Source organism: Bosea beijingensis, assembly GCF_030758975.1.
GTDB classification, from domain to species: domain Bacteria; phylum Pseudomonadota; class Alphaproteobacteria; order Rhizobiales; family Beijerinckiaceae; genus Allobosea; species Allobosea beijingensis.
The window spans coordinates 4,043,415-4,060,109 of the sequence record NZ_CP132359.1 but is presented as its reverse complement, the minus strand read 5'-3'; the positions used below and the strand labels follow the sequence as shown (position 1 = coordinate 4,060,109).

General features: G+C 66.6%; 15 protein-coding genes. 8 read left to right on the top strand and 7 right to left on the bottom strand.

The genetic code is table 11. The annotated features are described in order from the left end of the window. Window positions 1-7: 7 nt before the first annotated feature. Window positions 8-1,450, bottom strand: a complete 1,443-nt coding sequence (hydA, locus tag Q9235_RS19370) for a dihydropyrimidinase (protein ID WP_306223425.1) — start codon at window positions 1,448-1,450, stop codon at window positions 8-10. 71 nt (window positions 1,451-1,521) lie between these two features. Between hydA and Q9235_RS19365 the strand changes: the two genes are divergently transcribed. After that, window positions 1,522-2,373: an NHL repeat-containing protein gene (locus tag Q9235_RS19365; RefSeq protein ID WP_306223424.1), complete on the top strand. Its 852-nt coding sequence runs from the start codon at window positions 1,522-1,524 to the stop codon at window positions 2,371-2,373. A gap of 20 nt (window positions 2,374-2,393) precedes the next feature. Here Q9235_RS19365 and Q9235_RS19360 read toward each other — a convergent pair whose 3' ends face one another. The 5 genes from Q9235_RS19360 to Q9235_RS19340 form a co-directional block, all read right to left on the bottom strand. Then, window positions 2,394-3,071 (bottom strand): amino acid ABC transporter permease, encoded by a 678-nt coding sequence (locus Q9235_RS19360; RefSeq protein WP_306223423.1) that lies wholly within the window; start codon window positions 3,069-3,071, stop codon window positions 2,394-2,396. Continuing rightward, on the bottom strand, window positions 3,068-3,742 hold the full coding sequence (locus Q9235_RS19355) for an amino acid ABC transporter permease (protein WP_306223422.1): 675 nt from the start codon (window positions 3,740-3,742) through the stop codon (window positions 3,068-3,070). Before Q9235_RS19355 ends, Q9235_RS19360 begins: the two co-directional genes overlap by 4 nt. Window positions 3,743-3,748: 6 nt before the next feature. Further along, window positions 3,749-4,471 carry an amino acid ABC transporter ATP-binding protein gene (locus Q9235_RS19350; protein ID WP_306223421.1) on the bottom strand — a complete coding sequence of 241 codons (723 nt, stop codon included), beginning with the start codon at window positions 4,469-4,471 and terminating at the stop codon, window positions 3,749-3,751. A gap of 41 nt (window positions 4,472-4,512) precedes the next feature. Beyond that, window positions 4,513-5,388, bottom strand: a complete 876-nt coding sequence (locus Q9235_RS19345; protein ID WP_306223420.1) for a substrate-binding periplasmic protein — start codon at window positions 5,386-5,388, stop codon at window positions 4,513-4,515. Window positions 5,389-5,533: 145 nt separating this feature from the next. After that, window positions 5,534-6,460: a LysR family transcriptional regulator gene (locus Q9235_RS19340; RefSeq protein WP_306223419.1), complete on the bottom strand. Its 927-nt coding sequence runs from the start codon at window positions 6,458-6,460 to the stop codon at window positions 5,534-5,536. Window positions 6,461-6,575: 115 nt separating this feature from the next. Here Q9235_RS19340 and Q9235_RS19335 point away from each other — a divergent pair, with 115 nt between their 5' ends. From Q9235_RS19335 to Q9235_RS19315, 5 genes are read left to right on the top strand one after another with little or no spacing between them, the layout of a single operon-like run. Continuing rightward, on the top strand, window positions 6,576-7,673 hold the full coding sequence (locus Q9235_RS19335; protein ID WP_306223418.1) for a DUF917 domain-containing protein: 1,098 nt from the start codon (window positions 6,576-6,578) through the stop codon (window positions 7,671-7,673). A gap of 44 nt (window positions 7,674-7,717) precedes the next feature. Beyond that, window positions 7,718-9,067 carry a dihydroorotase gene (locus Q9235_RS19330; RefSeq protein ID WP_306223417.1) on the top strand — a complete coding sequence of 450 codons (1,350 nt, stop codon included), beginning with the start codon at window positions 7,718-7,720 and terminating at the stop codon, window positions 9,065-9,067. A 4-nt stretch (window positions 9,068-9,071) separates the two neighbouring features. Beyond that, a complete protein-coding gene (locus tag Q9235_RS19325) occupies window positions 9,072-10,316 on the top strand; it encodes a Zn-dependent hydrolase (protein ID WP_306223416.1) in 1,245 nt (414 codons plus the stop codon). A gap of 4 nt (window positions 10,317-10,320) precedes the next feature. Beyond that, window positions 10,321-10,983 carry a flavin reductase family protein gene (locus tag Q9235_RS19320; RefSeq protein ID WP_306223415.1) on the top strand — a complete coding sequence of 221 codons (663 nt, stop codon included), beginning with the start codon at window positions 10,321-10,323 and terminating at the stop codon, window positions 10,981-10,983. Beyond that, window positions 10,980-11,663: an aspartate/glutamate racemase family protein gene (locus Q9235_RS19315; protein WP_306223414.1), complete on the top strand. Its 684-nt coding sequence runs from the start codon at window positions 10,980-10,982 to the stop codon at window positions 11,661-11,663. Before Q9235_RS19320 ends, Q9235_RS19315 begins: the two co-directional genes overlap by 4 nt. A 167-nt stretch (window positions 11,664-11,830) precedes the next feature. Here the strand turns inward: Q9235_RS19315 and Q9235_RS19310 are convergent, their stop codons facing one another. Further along, the gene (locus tag Q9235_RS19310) at window positions 11,831-13,042 is read right to left on the bottom strand and encodes a right-handed parallel beta-helix repeat-containing protein (protein WP_306223413.1); all 1,212 of its coding nucleotides are present in this window, start codon (window positions 13,040-13,042) and stop codon (window positions 11,831-11,833) included. A 282-nt stretch (window positions 13,043-13,324) separates the two neighbouring features. Between Q9235_RS19310 and Q9235_RS19305 the strand changes: the two genes are divergently transcribed. Continuing rightward, window positions 13,325-15,181: a type I secretion system permease/ATPase gene (locus Q9235_RS19305; RefSeq protein WP_306223412.1), complete on the top strand. Its 1,857-nt coding sequence runs from the start codon at window positions 13,325-13,327 to the stop codon at window positions 15,179-15,181. Next, window positions 15,178-16,506: an HlyD family type I secretion periplasmic adaptor subunit gene (locus Q9235_RS19300; protein ID WP_306223411.1), complete on the top strand. Its 1,329-nt coding sequence runs from the start codon at window positions 15,178-15,180 to the stop codon at window positions 16,504-16,506. Before Q9235_RS19305 ends, Q9235_RS19300 begins: the two co-directional genes overlap by 4 nt. Window positions 16,507-16,695 lie beyond the last annotated feature (189 nt).

The following is a 16,695-nucleotide window of genomic DNA, read 5'->3' as shown; positions in this document are numbered from 1 at the left end:
GCCGGCCTTATGCGAACGGGTCGAACGGCGTCGGGAAACGGCCCGTCGGCCTGATTTCGGTATAGGGACCGCGCGCCAGCAGTCGCCCCTGCCCCGGCTGCGCCAGCACGCGCTCGCCATCGAAGACAAGGCGGCCGCGCTGATACGTCGCCACGGGATAGCCCCGCAATTCCATGCCCTCGTAGGGCGTGTAATCGCTGCCGTGATGCTGCATGGCGTTGGTGAGAATGACGCGCCGGTTCGGATCGAACAGCACGACATCGGCGTCGGCACCCACCGCCAGAGCGCCCTTGCGCGGCGCGAGGCCAAAGCGGCGGGCCGGGTTGGTGGCTACGAGATCGACGAAGCAGCGCAAGTCGATGCGCCCCTTGGCGACGCCTTCCGAATAGAGGATGGGCAATCGGGCTGCGAGGCCGGGCACGCCGTTCGGAATTTTATTGAAGGGCGCGTTCTCGCCGTGCTGCTTCTTGCCGCGCGGATCGTCATAGCGCAGCGGCGAATGATCGGACGAGACGATATCGATGACGCCGTCGCGCAGGAACTGCCAGAGTGCCTCGCGATCGGCGGCCGAGCGCAACGCCGGCGAGATCATGAATTTCGCGCCCTCGAAGCCCGGCCGATCCATATCGGCCTCGTCGAGCACGAGATATTGCGTACAGGTCTCGGCCCAGGCCTTCTGTCCGCGCTTCTGCGCCCGCTCGACCTCCTCGCCGGATTGCCGGCCGGAGACATGGAAGACCTGGATCGGCGTATCCAGCGCTTCGGCCAATGCGAGGATGCGATGGGTCGCCTCGCGCTCGACCACCATGGGCTTGGCCCAGGCGAGATGGCGCGGCGCCGTCTGCCCGGCCGCCAGCAGCGCCTGCGTCAGCCAGGTGATCAATTCGTGATGCTCGGCATGAACGCAGACCAGCGCACCGGCCCGCCGCGCCGCCGCGAGCGTCTGCAAGATCTGCGCGTCGCCCAGCCGGTTGCTGTCATAGGTCATGAAGATCTTGACCGAGCGATGCCCGGCCTCAACCAGCGCCGGCAATTCTTTCTCCAGCACCTCCGGGGTGGGGTCGTTGACCAGCAGATGGAAGGCATGGTCGATCCGCGCCTGCTTCGCCTTCTCGGCATAAGCGGCAACCGCCCCAGCGAGCGAGCCGCCCCGGATCTGCGGGGCATGGCAGACAACGGTGGTCGTGCCGCCGGCGGCCGCAGAGGCCGTGCCGCTATCGAAGCCATCCGCGATGTCGGCGCCCGAGGAAAAGGGCTGGTCGAGATGGACGTGGGTATCGACGCCGCCCGGCAGGACGAGCAGCCCCTGCGCGTCGACTTCCTCCTTGCCGCGCGGCAATCCCGCGCCGATCGCCGTGATGGCGCCGCCCGTTACGCCGATATCGAAAGACCCGATGTCGCTGGCGGTGACGGCCGTGCCGCCGCGGATGACGAGATCGAATTCGCTCATGGTCTTTCTCTCCATGCGGCCGGGGCCGTGAAACGGCAGCAAGCAGCCCGCGCAACAGCAACGAGGTCTGGATGAAAACGGCACTGTGCGTCGCGCTCGGCGACAGGCTCTACGGTATCGAACGCCCCTGGGGCGCCCTGCCCGCGACGCCCGGCCGGATCACCGATCTCGCGGTCGGCACGGACGGACTGGTGCATGTCCTGCTGCGCCGCGACAGCGCCGTCGACCCCGACGGGCCTTGCGTCGTCACGCTCACGAGCGATGGCGGCTTCGTCCGAAGCTGGGGCGAGGCGCTCTGCGTGGATGCCCACAAGATCGCGATGACGCCCGATGGAGGCCTCGCCATCGTCGACCGCGACGCACATCGCATCTTCTTCTGCGATGACGAGGGCCGCGCTCGACAGCAGATCGGCGAGAGCCACAAGCCGGGTCAGCCCTTCAACCATCCCAGCGACATCGCCTTCGCGCCCGACGGCGGGTTCTATGTCGCCGACGGCTATGGCAACGGCCGCATCCATCGCTTCGACGCCAGTGGTAGCCTGCTCACGAGCTGGGGCTCGGTCGGCACGGCGCCCGGCGCCTTCCTGACGCCGCACGGCATCTGTGTGCTCGGCGACGGGCGCGTGATCGTCGCCGACCGCGAGAACAGCCGTGTCCAGAGCTTCACGGCCGAGGGCGAACTGCTGGCCGTGTGGGATGCCTTCCTGCGCCCGCAGGATGTCGTCGCGGATGCCGGGGACCGCATTCTCGTCTGCGATTCCATTCCGACGCTGAGTCTGCTTTCGGCGGATGGCGCCCTGCTCGGGCGCTGCAGGCCGGTGCTCAACGGGGCGCATGGCATGTGGCTCGGCCCGGCCGGCGACATCTTCCTGGCCGAGACCAACCCGAACCGCATCACGCGGCTTTTTCCCGTCGCTAGCTGACGCAACGGGCGGGACCAACCTCATGCGGCGGACATGGCCGTGCGGTTCTGCAGGCGCGAGACCAGCCGCACGAAGGGCCAGAACATCAGGAAATAGACGATCGCCGCCGCGATCAGCGGAGTCGGGTTGTAGAGCAGGCCCTGCGCGAGCTGTGCCGAACGCAGTAATTCCTGCAAGGCGACGGCCGAGGCGATCGAGGTCTGCTTCACCAGCTCGACCGTGTTGCTGATCAGGTCCGGCAGCACGTTGCGCGTGCCTTGCGGCACGACGACATGGACCATACTCTGGTACCAGCTCAGTCCGGTCGAACGGGCTGCCTCGCGCTGGCCCCTGGGCACGGATTCGATGCCGGCGCGGAAGATCTCGGCGAAATAGCTGGAACCGTTTAGCGTCAGCGCCAGCACGGCGGCGGTGAACTCGTTCAGCTTCAGGCCCAGGAAGGGCAGGCCGAAGAAGATGAAGATCAGCAGCACCAGCGGCGGGATCGCCCGCAGCACGTCGACATAGGCGATCAGCAGCAAGCGCAGCAGCTTGTTCGGCACGTCCTGTGCCATGGCAATGGCGACGCCTGCGAGCACCGAAAGCGGCACGGCGACGGCGGCCAGCGCCAGCGTCATCCAGAAGCCCTGCAGCAACAGCGGCCAGACCTGCCTGAGGACATCGAGATTGAAGAAGGTCGTGACGAGATCGTCCATCATGACCTCGGATGCGCATAGGCGCGTTCGAGCCAGCGCGTGAAGCGCACGAAGGGCAGGAACAGCACGAGGAAGAGCAAGGCGCCGACGGTCAGCGCGGTCGGGTTGGCGACGTTGGACTGGATGCTGGAGGTGACGTTGAGCAGTTCCGGCACCGCCACGACCGAGCCCAGCGTCGTGCCCTTGCTGATGCCGATGGCGCGGTTGGTCAGAGGCGGGATCGAGATGCGCACGACCTGCGGCAGGATGATGTAGGCCAGCGTCTTCGTGAAGGAGATGCCGGTCGAGCGTCCTGCTTCCCACTGGCCTTTCGGGACAGCGTTGATGCCGGCCCAGAAGATCTCCTCAGCGAAGGCCGAGAGCACGATCGCCAGCGCGAACACGGTCGCCGTGAAGGGCTCCAGCACCAGCCCGAAATAGGGCAGCGCGAAATAGGCCAGCACGATCAGCACGAGCTGCGGGATCGAGCGGAAGAAATCGATATAGAAGATGATCAGCCAGTTCAGCGGCCGGATGCCGTATAGCCTGAGGATCGCGAGCGCGAGGCCGAGCGGAATGCCGATCAGGATGGTCAGGATCGACATCTGAACGGTGATCAGGAAACCGCGCAGGATATCCGGCCAATAGGCCGACATCAGCGAGAAATCGAAGAAATAGCGGACGATCTGGTCCATGCGCCGTCAGCCGTGCGAGCGCATCACGAAGTCTCGGATGCGCTGATGCTGCGGATTGATCAGGATCTCCTGAGGCGTGCCCTCGGCCAGGATCGCGCCATGGTCCATGAAGACGACGCGGTCGGCGACATCGCGCGCGAACTTCATCTCATGGGTCACCACGATCATGGTCATGCCCATCTCCTTGGTGCGGACCATGACGTTGAGCACTTCGCCGACGAGCTCGGGATCGAGTGCCGAGGTCGGCTCGTCGAAGAGCATGACCTGCGGCTCCAGCGCCATGGCGCGGGCTATGCCGACGCGCTGCTGCTGGCCGCCGGAGAGCTCGGCCGGATAGGCGTCGGCCTTGTGGGCGAGGCCGACGACCTCGAGATGATGGCGGGCCTTCTGCTCCGCCTCCTCCTTGCTCAGGCCGACGACTTTGCGCAGCGCCAGCGAGACGTTCCCCAGCGCCGTCTTGTGCGGGTAGAGATGGATGCCCTGAAAGACCATGCCGATGCCGCGGCGCAGACGGTCGAGATCGACCTTGGGGCCGGTGACCTCCTGCCCCCCGACCCGGATCGTGCCCGCCGTCGGTTCCTCCAGCCGGTTGATGCAGCGCAGGCAGGTGCTCTTGCCCGACCCGGAGGAGCCGACGATCACGACGGCCTCGCCCTTGCCGACCTTGATATCGATGCCGCGCAAGACCTCGACCTGGCCGAAGCTCTTGCGTAAACCCTCGATCGACACGATCGTCTCAGGCGACGCGGCCGTCGCGGCGGGCGCCGATGTCACTTGCAGGCGGCCTTGTGCGGGGTCGCGTCATAGCCCTCGAAATCCGGCGCGCCGATGCCCGGGTAGACCTTGCTGCTGGAGGAATCGGCCGCCGGCTTCACGCCGAACCATTTCTCATGGATATTGGCGAGCGTGCCATCGGTCTTGATGCATTCAAGCGCTGCCTCGACCTTGGCACGGAAGGCTGCGTCCTCCTTGCGGAAGGCGATGCCGAAATTGCGGCCACCATCGATCACGAAGGCCACGTCCGCCATCGGGGTCTGCGTCGAGACATAGCGCGAGACCGGCACGTCGGCGACATTGGCGAAGGCGCGCCCGATCATGACGGCCTGCACGGCGTCGGCGTTCTTGTTGTAGCGCTGGATCGTGTAGCCGTACTTGGCCTCGTTATCGGTCAGCCACTTGTCCGAGATCGAGCCGTTATTGACGGTCAGCGCCTTGCCCTTCAGCTCCTCGAGATTGGCGATCTTGGCGCCCTTCTTGACGAGAAAGCCAAGACCCGTAGGCATATAGGGCTCGCTGAACAGCATCTGCGCGGCGCGCTCGGTCGTGATGTTGGTCGGCGCCGGGATCATCTCGTAGCGCTTGGAGAACAGGCCGGCGAAGATCGCAGAGAAGTTCGAATCCGTGACCTCGACGCCGGGGCGCCCGAGCTGCTTCGCCAGCGCGACCGACATGTCATAGGTAAAGCCGGTGGTCTCGCCGGCCGGCGTCTTGAAGCAGAAGGGTGCGAAGCCGAGATCGCAGGCGACCTTCAGATTCTCGCCCTGCGGATGATCGGCATCCTGTGCCATGGCCGGCATGGCGACCATGGCCGCGAGCATGGCGCCCGCGGTGACGGCGCGCACCAGCTTGATCGAATTCAGCTTCATGATTCCCGCTCCCGTTATGCGTGACGGCTGCGCCGTGATCGCTGCACCCCTTCTTGCAACAATCCGGCCATGTCCAAGGGGGGAGCCTAACAGGGCAAAATCATGCCCAGCCAATCATTTGTTGTCGGGTGGCCATAACCTGATGTTAAGCGTCGTCCTCCCCACCGCCCCCCGGCTTGGGGGGCGGAGACGGCACCAGCCCGCGCAGAATCTCGACGAAGGCATTCGCCGTACGCGACAACGGCTCGAAGCGCGGCGTCAGCAAATGAGCGCGCACCCGCGTCTTCGGAGCGAGCGGGCGCGAGACCAGTTCCGGCCAGGTCCGCCCGCGCAGCACGAACTCGTCGACGACGGCGACGCCGGCGCCGGCGCGCACCATGGCGCAGGCGACCGGCGTGAAGCGGACGACGGTGCTGATCCTGAGCGGCGCGGATTTCAACGCCAGCGCCCGGCCGACCACGTCGCCATAAGGCGTCTGCGGCCCGAAGCCGATCAGCGGATAGGGCGCGAGGTCGGCCGGGCGGATCACGCGCAAGCGCGCAAGCGCATGATCGCGCGGCATGATCACCATCAGGCGCCCTTCGGTCAGGATCTCCGTGTTGAGCGTCGGCTCGTCGACGGGAATGATCGAGACGCCGAGATCGGCGCGGCCGGCGACGACCTTGGCGACGACCTCCAGCAGGGTCAGTACCTCGAATTCGACGCGCAGATCGGGAAAGCGCTCGCGCAAACGGGCGATGGCATCCGGCACCAGTACCTGGCCGACGCTGGGGCTCGCGACGATCCTGACCGAGCCGGTGCCGCGCTCGCGCAACTCGTCGGCGAGCTCGTTGACCCTGACCACGCCCTGATGGACCTGATCGACCTCCTGGAACAGGCGGCGCGCCTCCGGCGTCGGCTGGACGCGACCGCGCACGCGCTCGAACAGACGCAGCGCCAAGCGGTCCTCGGTATAGGCCAGCAGGCGGCTGATGGCGGGCTGGGAGACCGAGAGCAGACGGGCCGCGCCGCTGATCGAGCCAGTGATCATGATCGCCCGGAAGACTTCGATCTGCCGTAGATTGAGGCGCATGAGGATAACATCCGATTATGATCGGCCGCATAATAAGCATGATTCATTTCGCGCCTAGCGCTCTAAGCTCGGCTCCACCGGCAACGACCGGAGGCATGAGGGACGAGGCCGGCCGATGAGACGCTTTCTGACGAGCAGGGATGTCGAGGCTGCGGTTGCCGGCGGTTCGGTCTTCGCGGCGGGTGGTGGCGGCTGGGCCGATCACGGCCGCATGCTCGGCACCGCCGCGGTCAATACCGGCAGGCCCGAGCTCGTCACGATGGACGAGATTCCCGACGACGCGATCATCGCAACGGCCGCCGCGATCGGTGCGCCCGGCGGCACGACCGAGTGGGAGATGTGGGGTATCGACTACGTCAAGGCCGTACAGCTCCTGCAGGACGCGCTGGGCAAGCCGATCTACGGCCTGATCATCGGCCAGAACGGTATGTCGAGCACGCTGAACGCCTGGCTGCCGAGCGCGATCCTCGGCGTGAAGGTGGTCGATGCGGTCGGCGATATCCGCGCCCATCCCACCGGCGACATGGGCTCGATCGGCCTCGCCAACAGCCCGGAGGCGACGCTCCAGGTCGCGGTCGGCGGCAACCGCTCCAAGAACCAGTATATCGAGCTGGTGACGCGCGGCGCGACGGCCAAGGTCTCGCCGATCCTGCGCACGGCCTCGGACATGTCGGGCGGCTTCATCGCTTCCTGCCGCAACCCGGTTTCGGCGGCCTATGTCCGCAAGAACGCCGCACTCGGCGGCATCTCGATGGCGCTGGCGCTGGGCGAGCGCATCCTCGCCGCCAAGCCGAAGGGCGGCAGCGCGGTGATCGACGCGATCTGCGACGAGACCGGCGGTTCCATCATCGCCCGCGGCATCGTCGCCAAGAAGGACGTGCGCTACACCAACGAGGCTTTCGATATCGGCACGATCCAGGTCGGCACCGGAGCCGCCGCCCGGGTCATCCATGTCATGAACGAATACATGGCGGTGACCGATCCCGACGGCGCCCGCCATGCCTGCTTCCCCGACGTGATCACCACGCTCGACACCGACGGCCAGCCGGTCAGCTCCGGCCATGTCCGCGAGGGCATGGAGCTTTCGGTGCTGCGCGTGCCCAAGAGCAAGATTCCGCTGAGCTCCAGCGTCACCGACCCGAGTGTCTATCCGATCGTCGAGAAGGCGCTCGGCATGAACTTCACCGACTACGCGCTCGGCCGCGAAGGCTGAGCGCGTTCTCTCGCCGACCCCGCAGGATCACCGGATACCCCGACATGAGCGATTTCGATCTCGTCATACGCGGCAATATCGTGCTGTCCGACAGGATCATCGAGGATGGCTATGTCGCCGTCAGCGGTGGCAAGGTCGGCAAGGTCGGTCAGGGCACGCCCCCCGCGGCCCGCGAGACGCAGGATTTCCGGGGACAGTGGATCATGCCGGGCGTGATCGACGGGCAGGTCCATTCCGGCAGCCAGGCCAATCACGAAGGCATCGGCATGTGCTCGCGCGCGGCGGCGGCCGGCGGCGTCACCGTGATGGTCGACATGCCCTATGACGAGCCGGAGCCGGTCACTAACGCAAAACTCTTCAACGAGAAGGTCGTGGTGGTCGAGCGCGACGCCCATGTCGATGTCGCGCTCTATGCCACGATCACCATCGAGAACGGCCTGCATGCCATTCCCGGCCTCGTCGATGCGGGCGCCTGCGCCTTCAAGTTCTCGACCTTCGAGGCCAATCCGACGCGCTTCCCCCGCATCGGCGACGACACGCTCTACGAGGCCTTCAAGCTGATCGAGCCGACCGGCCTGCTCTGCGGCGTCCATAACCAGGACCAGGAGATGACGAGGCGCAACATCGCCAGGTTGATCGAGGCCGGCGATACCGGCCCGGACGCCTTCCTGCGCGCCCATACGCCATTGGTTGAGAACCTCGCCACCGCGCGCATCTACGAGATCGGCGCCGAGACGGGCGCCCGGGCACATGCCGTCCACGTCTCGACCTCGCGCGGCTTCGAGATCTGCAACATGTACAAGCAGGCCGGCTACAAGGCGACGGTCGAGAGCTGCGTGCAATATTTCATGCTCAATGCCGAGGAGCACGGCCCGCGCTTCGGCGCCAGGATCAAGCATTACCCGCCGATCCGCCCGAAGGCCGAGAGCGACCTGCTCTGGAGCCATCTCGCTGCCGGCCATTGCGATTTCATCTCGTCGGACCATGTCTCCTGGGGGCTGGAAAAGAAGGGGGACCCGATGATCTTCAAGAACACCTCGGGCGGGCCGGGCATCGAGACCCTGCTGCCGGCGCTCTGGACCGGCTGCGAGGAGCACGGCCTCTCCCCGACCATCGTGGTGAAGCAGCTCTGCGAGGGGCCGGCAAAAGCCTTCCTGCTCGCCGACAAGGGCCGGCTCGAAGCCGGCGCCGATGCCGACATCACCGTGCTGGAGCCCGGCCGCTTCATCCATGACCCCAGCAAGAGCCTCTCGGCGGTGAAGTGGAGCTCGATGGAGGGTCGCGAGTTCCGCGTCCGCGTCGCCGCGACCTATGTCCGTGGGCAACTTGCCTGGGACGGCAAGGAAATCCGCAACAAGGCCGGCGACGGCCGCTTCCTGCGCCCGGCGGCTTGAACCCATGTCGATCGATCAGGACCGGCTCTGGCGCCGTATCGAAGCGCTTTCCGCCATCACCGACCCGGAGCGCCCCTGGACGCGCCGCTCCTTCACGCCGCGCTTCCTCGAAGGGCGCGAGTGGCTCGCAGCGGAATTCCGCGAGGCCGGGCTGGAGACGGAGCTCGATGCCGCCGGCAACCTGATCGGCCGGCTCACTGGGGCCGATCCGACGCTGAAGCCGATCCTGATCGGCTCGCATTCCGACACGGTGCCCTCCGGCGGGCGCTATGACGGCATTTTGGGCGTGCTCGCCGCGCTGGAAGTCGCGCAGAGCTTCAGCGAGCGCGGCGACCGCCTGCGCCATACGCTGGAGGTGGTCGACTTCCTCGCCGAAGAACCGAGCGAATTCGGCCTCTCCTGCATCGGCAGCCGCGCGCTCGCCGGCACGTTGAGTGAAGAGCATCTGGCAATGACCCGCCCGGACGGCATGACCTTGCGCGAAGGCATCGCCTTCGTCGGCGGGCGGCCGGCGGAACTGGCTTCCGTCCAGCGGCCGGCGGATGGTATCGCGGCCTATGTCGAGGTCCATATCGAGCAGGGCCGTGTGCTGGAGAACGAGCGCATCCCGATAGGCATCGTCACCGATATCGTCGGCATCCGCCGCGAGCGCATCATCGTCACCGGCCGGGCCGACCATGCCGGCGCGACGCCGATGCCGCTCCGGGCCGATGCGCTGGTCGGCGCCGCGAAACTGATCGAGGCTGCCTACATGCGTGCGCTGGCGACGGCGCGCGACAACCAGCCGCTGGTCGCCACCTTCGGGCGCATCGAGGTCAGCCCCAACGCGTCCAATGCCGTGCCGGGCGAGGCCGTGATGACGCTGGAGGTCCGCTCCGGCAACGAGGCGGCGGTGAAGGCCTTCGGCGAAGTGCTGGTGCGCGATCTGCGCCCTGCCCTTGAAGACTTGCGTCTCACCATCGCGGTCGAGCCGATCAGCCATGTCGCGCCGACCGCCTGCGCTCGGCAAGTCCGTTCAGCGATTGCCAACGCCTCCGCCTCGCTCGGGCTCGCGACGCGCGACCTGCCGAGCGGGGCCGGCCATGACGGCGTCCATATCGCCCATATCGGCCCGGTCGGCATGCTCTTCGTGCCCTGCCTCGAAGGGCGCAGCCATGCGCCGGAGGAATCGATCACGCCGGACCAGGCCGGTGACGGCGCCCGCGTACTCGCCGAGACGGTGCGCCTGCTCGACGCACAACTGGGCTGAGGCGATGGACTGGGCCGCGAGCGACCTCGGGGAGCGCGATCTCTACAAGCTCCTCGTCAACACGGTGCTGCCGCGGCCGATCGCACTCGTCACCACGGTCGACAAGGCGGGCCGCGCCAATGCCGCGCCCTTCAGCTTCTTCAACGTGTTCAGCCATGCGCCGCCATTGGTCGTGCTCGGCATCGAGGGCCGTGGCGGCACCGAACCGCTGAAGGACACGATGCGCAATATCCGCGAGACCGGCAGCTTCGTCGTCAATCTCGTCGACAGGGCGATGGTCGCGGCGATGCAGGTATGCGCCATCGACTTCCCCTCCGAGGTCAACGAAATCGCGGCGGCCGGGCTCGATACCGTGGCGAGCGCCAAGGTCGCGTCGCCTCGGCTCGCGGCCTCGCCGGTCCAGCTCGAATGCCGCGAAACGGTCTCGCTCTCTCTCGGCACGCGGCATCGCAATCTCGTGGTCGGCGAGATCGTCCATCTCCATATCCGCGACGGCCTCGTCGACGAACGACTGCATGTCGATATCGACAAGCTCGACCTGGTCGGCCGGCTGCACGGCGCCGACTGGTATCTCGGCCTCGGCGATCGCTTCCAGGAGCCGCGCCAGACGCTGGATGGCTGGCGCGAGCGGACGCAAGCCACCAATCCCGAAGGAGATGCATCGTGAGCGGCACGATCTACGTCATCAATCCGAATTCGACGGAGCGCGTGACCCGGGAGATCGACGTCGCCGTCGCGCCGCTACGCATGGCAGGCGGGCCGGCGATCGAATGCCTGACGCTGCCCGACGGACCGCCCGGCATCCAGTCGCAACGCGATGTCGACGGCTTGATTCCGGCGCTGCTGAAACGCGCTGCCGGCCTTGAGAACGAAGCCGCCGCCTTCGTCGTCGCCTGCTTCTCCGATCCCGGCATGCATTCCCTGCGTGAGCAGAGTGCCAAGCCGGTGCTCGGCATCGCCGAATGCGGCGTGCTGACGGCGCTGACGCTGGGCCAGCGCTTCGGCATCGTCGCCATGCTGGAGAATTCGATCCCGCGCCATCTGCGCTATCTCGGCGCCATGGGCATGACGGATCGCTTCGCAGGCGACCTCCCGGTCAATCTCACCATCGCCGAAATGGCCGATGACGAGCTCACGCTCGGCCGCATGATCGCCGTCGGCAAAACCTTGCGCGACACGCATCATGCCGATGTACTGGTGATGGGCTGCGCCGGCATGGCGCGCTTCCGCGATGCGCTGGAGGAGGAGCTCGGCGTGCCCGTCGTCGAGCCGACGCAAGCGGCGGTGACGATGGCGCTCGGGCGCGTCAGGCTTGGCTGGGGCGGACGCCCTCTCGGCACGCGCTGAAGCATATCCGATAGGGCATCATGACTGGCTGACATCGCCGATGTCGAGCGGGCGCGCTATGTCACCGGCGCGAAGCTCCGCGTCGATGGCGGATTGATCCGCAGTGTGTGAGCTCTCAACGGAATGTGCGGCAACTCAGTGCGACCAGCGCTTTCGCCGAGGCACCGCTACAGCCGCGGTCCAGCGATACGCTGTTCCGGCAGAACCGAATGCCCGGCATGGACCGGGTAGGGTCCGGTCCCCTGCTGCTTCAGCCCCTCCAGCACGCGTTCAACGACCCGTCGACGGGTCACACTATTCTGGCGAGGCACGGTGACATTCCGCAGCGATACGACGCCCTGATTAGCGGTATAGCCATAGGCAACCGCGATATTGCGGCTGACTTCACTGTTGCGAGAATTCTGCAGCCGAATTGTGCTGTTATAAATCGATGCTACGGAATCGAGGACCATATTGTCCGTTATCGAGGCATTGATCGCATAGCTCAGGGTGATGCCGTGCGGAGATCCGGCGACGATGATGTTCTTTGACACATCGACATTCTCGTAAGGCCGCTTGTCCTCGTTTGCGAGAAAGATGCCGCTAATCGGCTCACCTTCCATCTGGGTCATGACGTTGCGCGAGATGCGAATGTTCCGGGATGGCGCAGTCGTCTGACGCGTCGACGCCATCACGAAGTGGCGGGGGCCGGTGGTTTCCGGCCGGAAGGCGTCGAGCCGGTTGCTGTCGAAGGTGACACCGTCGGACTGCACGATGGCGAGGCCGTCAAGATTGAGCCGGCGAAACTGATTATGCTCGATGACAACAGCCGTGCTGCGGTCGACCACGATGCCGCGGTTCAGGTTCTCGATCACCGTATCGGCAAGATGCAGTGTCGTGACCTCGACCGCACGAATAGCGCTGGCGTTACCTGGCACTTGCGCCTGGGGTGCGCTGAACTCGGATTTCCGGATCCGGATATTCTGGCTTTGCCGGATCTCCGCGACGAAGGTATCGGGAGCTTCCTTGCCCGTTCCGACGAAACGCAGGCCCTCGAACATGACGTTGCGCGAGTCGGAAACCGACAGCTTGTGGATCACAGGACGATTGGCCGGCTCAGCCGCGACGACCGTCACGGCCGTTCCCGCGGACACGCCCCGGATCGTCAGCTCGTCATAGACGCCGGGCTTCAGCGCGATGACCGTGGATTCGCCGGCCGCGGCGAGTGCCTGCTCGAATTCCGCGACCGAACCCACCGTCACGCGGTCGGCCGGGCGGCTTGCGGTCTGGGCCATGGCGGGAGCGGACGACGCGACCCCAAGCGACAGCATGCAGGTCAGGAGCAAAAATCGAATCGACACACTCACAGTCCTCGGACGCCGGGCGCGCTGCTCGCGCATGTCGGGAGTATTCGGCTGAATTCCGCAGCATGTCCAGTTAGGTGATGCGTCCAGAATAAACACCGACGCAGCCGAGCCCCACCGTCCGGACGGCCAGCTTCATCTCAGCACGCCACAGCCGGCCTGGATCGGCACGGCAAGGGCGCCTCCAGCCATGACCTAGCGTTCCAACCAGAATTCTTCTCGACAAAGCGCATGACGGAAAGGTTTTTTACACCATGTTCCAGCATGTTGCGCGGCGGCGGGGCGTCGTCGAGATCGTCCGGTATCCGGTGTTGAGTTATGGTTCACGACGATTCCGTCTCAAGCAACGTCGTCTCTGCAGCGCTGCGCGGAACCTCGCGGGCCTGGATTCACGTCGCGATCTTCTCGACCATCGTCAATCTCCTGATGCTGACAGGCTCGATCTACATGATGCAGGTCTATGACCGCGTCCTGGCGAGCCGGTCGGTCGCGACGCTGATCGGCGTGTCGATCATCGCGCTGGCGGCCTATGCCCTGCAGGGCTGGCTCGATCACATCCGGCTCCAGATGCTCGGCCGCATCGGTGCCGCGGTCGATGCCCGCCTCGCGCCGCTGACCGTGCGCGCCGCCATGAGCGCCCCCGTCAACGGCGCCACCCCTGCCGACGCGCTCCAGCCCTTCCGGGACCTCGCGGCGCTCAGGACATTCCTGGGCAGCCTGGGGCCGACCGCGCTGATCGACATCCCCTTCGCGCCGGTCTTCCTGTTCGTCTGCTTCATGCTGCATCCCTGGCTCGGCTGGCTGGCGATCGGCGGCATGGCGATGATCGTCGGATTGACGGTGCTGACGGAGCGCTTCTCGATCGCCCCCGGCAAACGGGTCTCGCAGAGCGGCTCCGCCCAGTTCGCGATGCTGGAAACCGGCCGGCGCAATGCGGAAGCGATATCGGCGCTGGGCATGGCCGGCTCGTTTTCGCAGCGTTTCGACCTGATCCATGCGCGCCATGTCGAAGACTACATGCAGCTCTCGCAGGCGACCGGCGGCGTCAATTCCTTCGCCAAGATGTTCCGGTTCATCCTGCAATCGGCCGTGCTCGGCCTGGGAGCATTGCTGGTGATCCGCGGCGAGATGTCGGGCGGCGCCATGCTGGCGGCCTCGGTCCTGACCAGCCGGGCCCTCGCGCCGGTCGAGCTTGCGGTCGCCCATCTCAAGACATTCGTCGCGGCCCGGCAGGGCTATGCCAGGCTCAAGGCGACCTTGCCCGAGCATGAGCCGTCCCGGCGCTCGCTCTTCCTGCCGGCGCCCTGCCGGGCGATCAGCGTCGAGGACGTCACCCTGAATCCGCCGGGCAGCCGCCGCTTCATCGTGATGAGCGTCCGGTTCCAGTTGAGCGCCGGCCAGTCGCTGGGCCTGATCGGACCGTCGGGCTCCGGCAAGTCCAGCCTTGCGCGGGCTCTGGTCGGCATCTGGCAGCCGGCCCGGGGCGCGGTGCGGCTCGACGGCGCCCTGATGACGCAATGGGACGGCGACAGCCTCGGCCGCTCGATCGGCTATCTGCCCCAGGATGTCGAACTGTTTCCGGGCACGATCGCCGAGAACATCGCCCGCTTCGATCCAGAGGCCACGAGCGACGACATCCTGGCCGCGACGAAGATCGCCGGCGCCCATGACATGATCGTCGCGCTACCGGACGGCTATGAGACGGTGGTCGGCGAAGGCGGTGCGGCGCTCTCCGGCGGCCAGCGCCAGCGGATCGCACTGGCGCGCGCGCTCTACGACAATCCCTTCCTCGTCGTGCTCGACGAACCGAATTCCAGCCTGGACGCGGATGGCGACAATGCGCTCGCGGCCGCGATCCACGCGGTGAAGGCACGAGGCGGCATCGTGATCGTGATCACGCACCGTCCCTCCGGCCTATCGGCCGTCGACCTGGTCGGCGTCATGAACGAGGGCAGGCTCCAGGCCTTGGGCCCGCGCGACGAGATCCTCGCCGCCACGACACGCAGCGAAGCGATGCCCGAGCGGGCGCCCCGGCCAGCCGCGGCCGAGCCCGGCGTGCCCCAGGACGGCGGCGCGGAAGCGTCGATCCGCGACCTCAGGCGCATGGCCAGAACCATGCGCGACGCCGACGAGGCCCGGGAAATGCTGGCGCAGGAGCAGAGGGCCCATTCATGACCGCGCCAGCCGGCCGCGACACTCAGCGAATCGACCATCACGAGCGCGCCATCAGGCGGCTCGGCCGCAGGGGCTACATCGCGGCCGGCCTCTTTATCGGCACGGTCGGCGTGTGGACCACCACGGTTTCGATCTCGGGCGCCGTCGTCGCGGGCGCGCAGTTCGTCGTCGAGAACAACACCAAGAAGGTGCAGCATCCGACCGGCGGCGTCGTCAGCGACATCAAGGTACGCGAGGGCGCGCTCGTCAATCAGGGCGACGTCCTGATCCGCCTGGACGAGACGGTGACGCGCACCAATCTCCAGATCGTCAGCCGCCAGCTCGACGAGGCGCGCGTGCGTTCGGCCCGCCTCGAGGCCGAACGCGACCAGGCGCCCCGGCTCGAATTCCCGGACGCGCTCGCCGCCCGCGCATCCGAAGCCGATTTCGCCATGCTTCTGGCCGCCGAGAGACGCCAGTTCGATGCGCGGGCGGCAGCCCGCAACGGCACCCGCTCGCAGCTCACGCGTCGCATCGACCAGCTCGGCAGCGAGATCACGGGCCTGAAAGGGCAGATGGAAGCCAAGGTGCGCGAAGCGGCGCTCACGGCGCGCGAGCTGGAAGGCGTGCGCGGCCTCTACAAGCGCAATCTGGTCAGTCTCAGCCGCCTGTCCGGGCTGGAGCGCGACGCCGTCGCGATCGACGGCGTCCATGGCCAGCTCGCGGCCCAGATCGCGCAGGCGGAGGGCAAGATCGCCGAGACGGAGCTCCAGATCCTTCAGATCAACGAGGATCTGCGCACCGAGGTCCTGCGCGAGTTGCGCGAGAACGAGGCCAAGCTCTCCGAGCTGGTGCAGCGCCGCGCCGCCGCCGAAGACCAGTTCAGGCGGATGGAGATCCGCGCGCCGTCATCAGGCTATGTCCATCAGCTCGCGGTCCACAATGTCGGCGGGGTGATCAACCCGGCCGAGCCGGTGATGCTGATCGTGCCGAGCGAGGAACAACTGAACCTCGAAGCGAAGGTGTCGCCGCTGGATTACGATCAGTTGCGGCTGGGCCAGCCGGTCGTGATCCGCGTCCACGCCTTCAACCAGCGCACGACGCCGGAGCTGCGCGGCAAGGTCGCGCGCATGGCAGCCGATGTCTCAAGGGAGCAGCAGACCGGGGCGAGCCTCTACACAATCCGGATCGCTCTGCTGGAGGGCGAGATCGAGCGGCTGGCTCCTCTGGAGGTCAGGTCCGGTATGCAGGCCGAGGTCCTGGTCAAGACGGGCGACAGGACGCCGCTGACCTTCCTGCTGAAGCCGCTGTCGGATCAGATCGCCAGAGCTTTCCGGGAACGCTGAGGCGCGCGCCTTTCCTGCCGCGACAGCTCCGGAAACGATCCGACGAGGCATCGCGCCTCCACAGCCCTGACGCGGGAGGCGCCGGGACGCGCGCGCCGGCCGATCGGATTCCGCATGCCGATCAAGTCGAGAGCGCCATCCTACCCAACGGAAGATTCTACTTCAGCGCATGATCCGAGAATAAAAGCC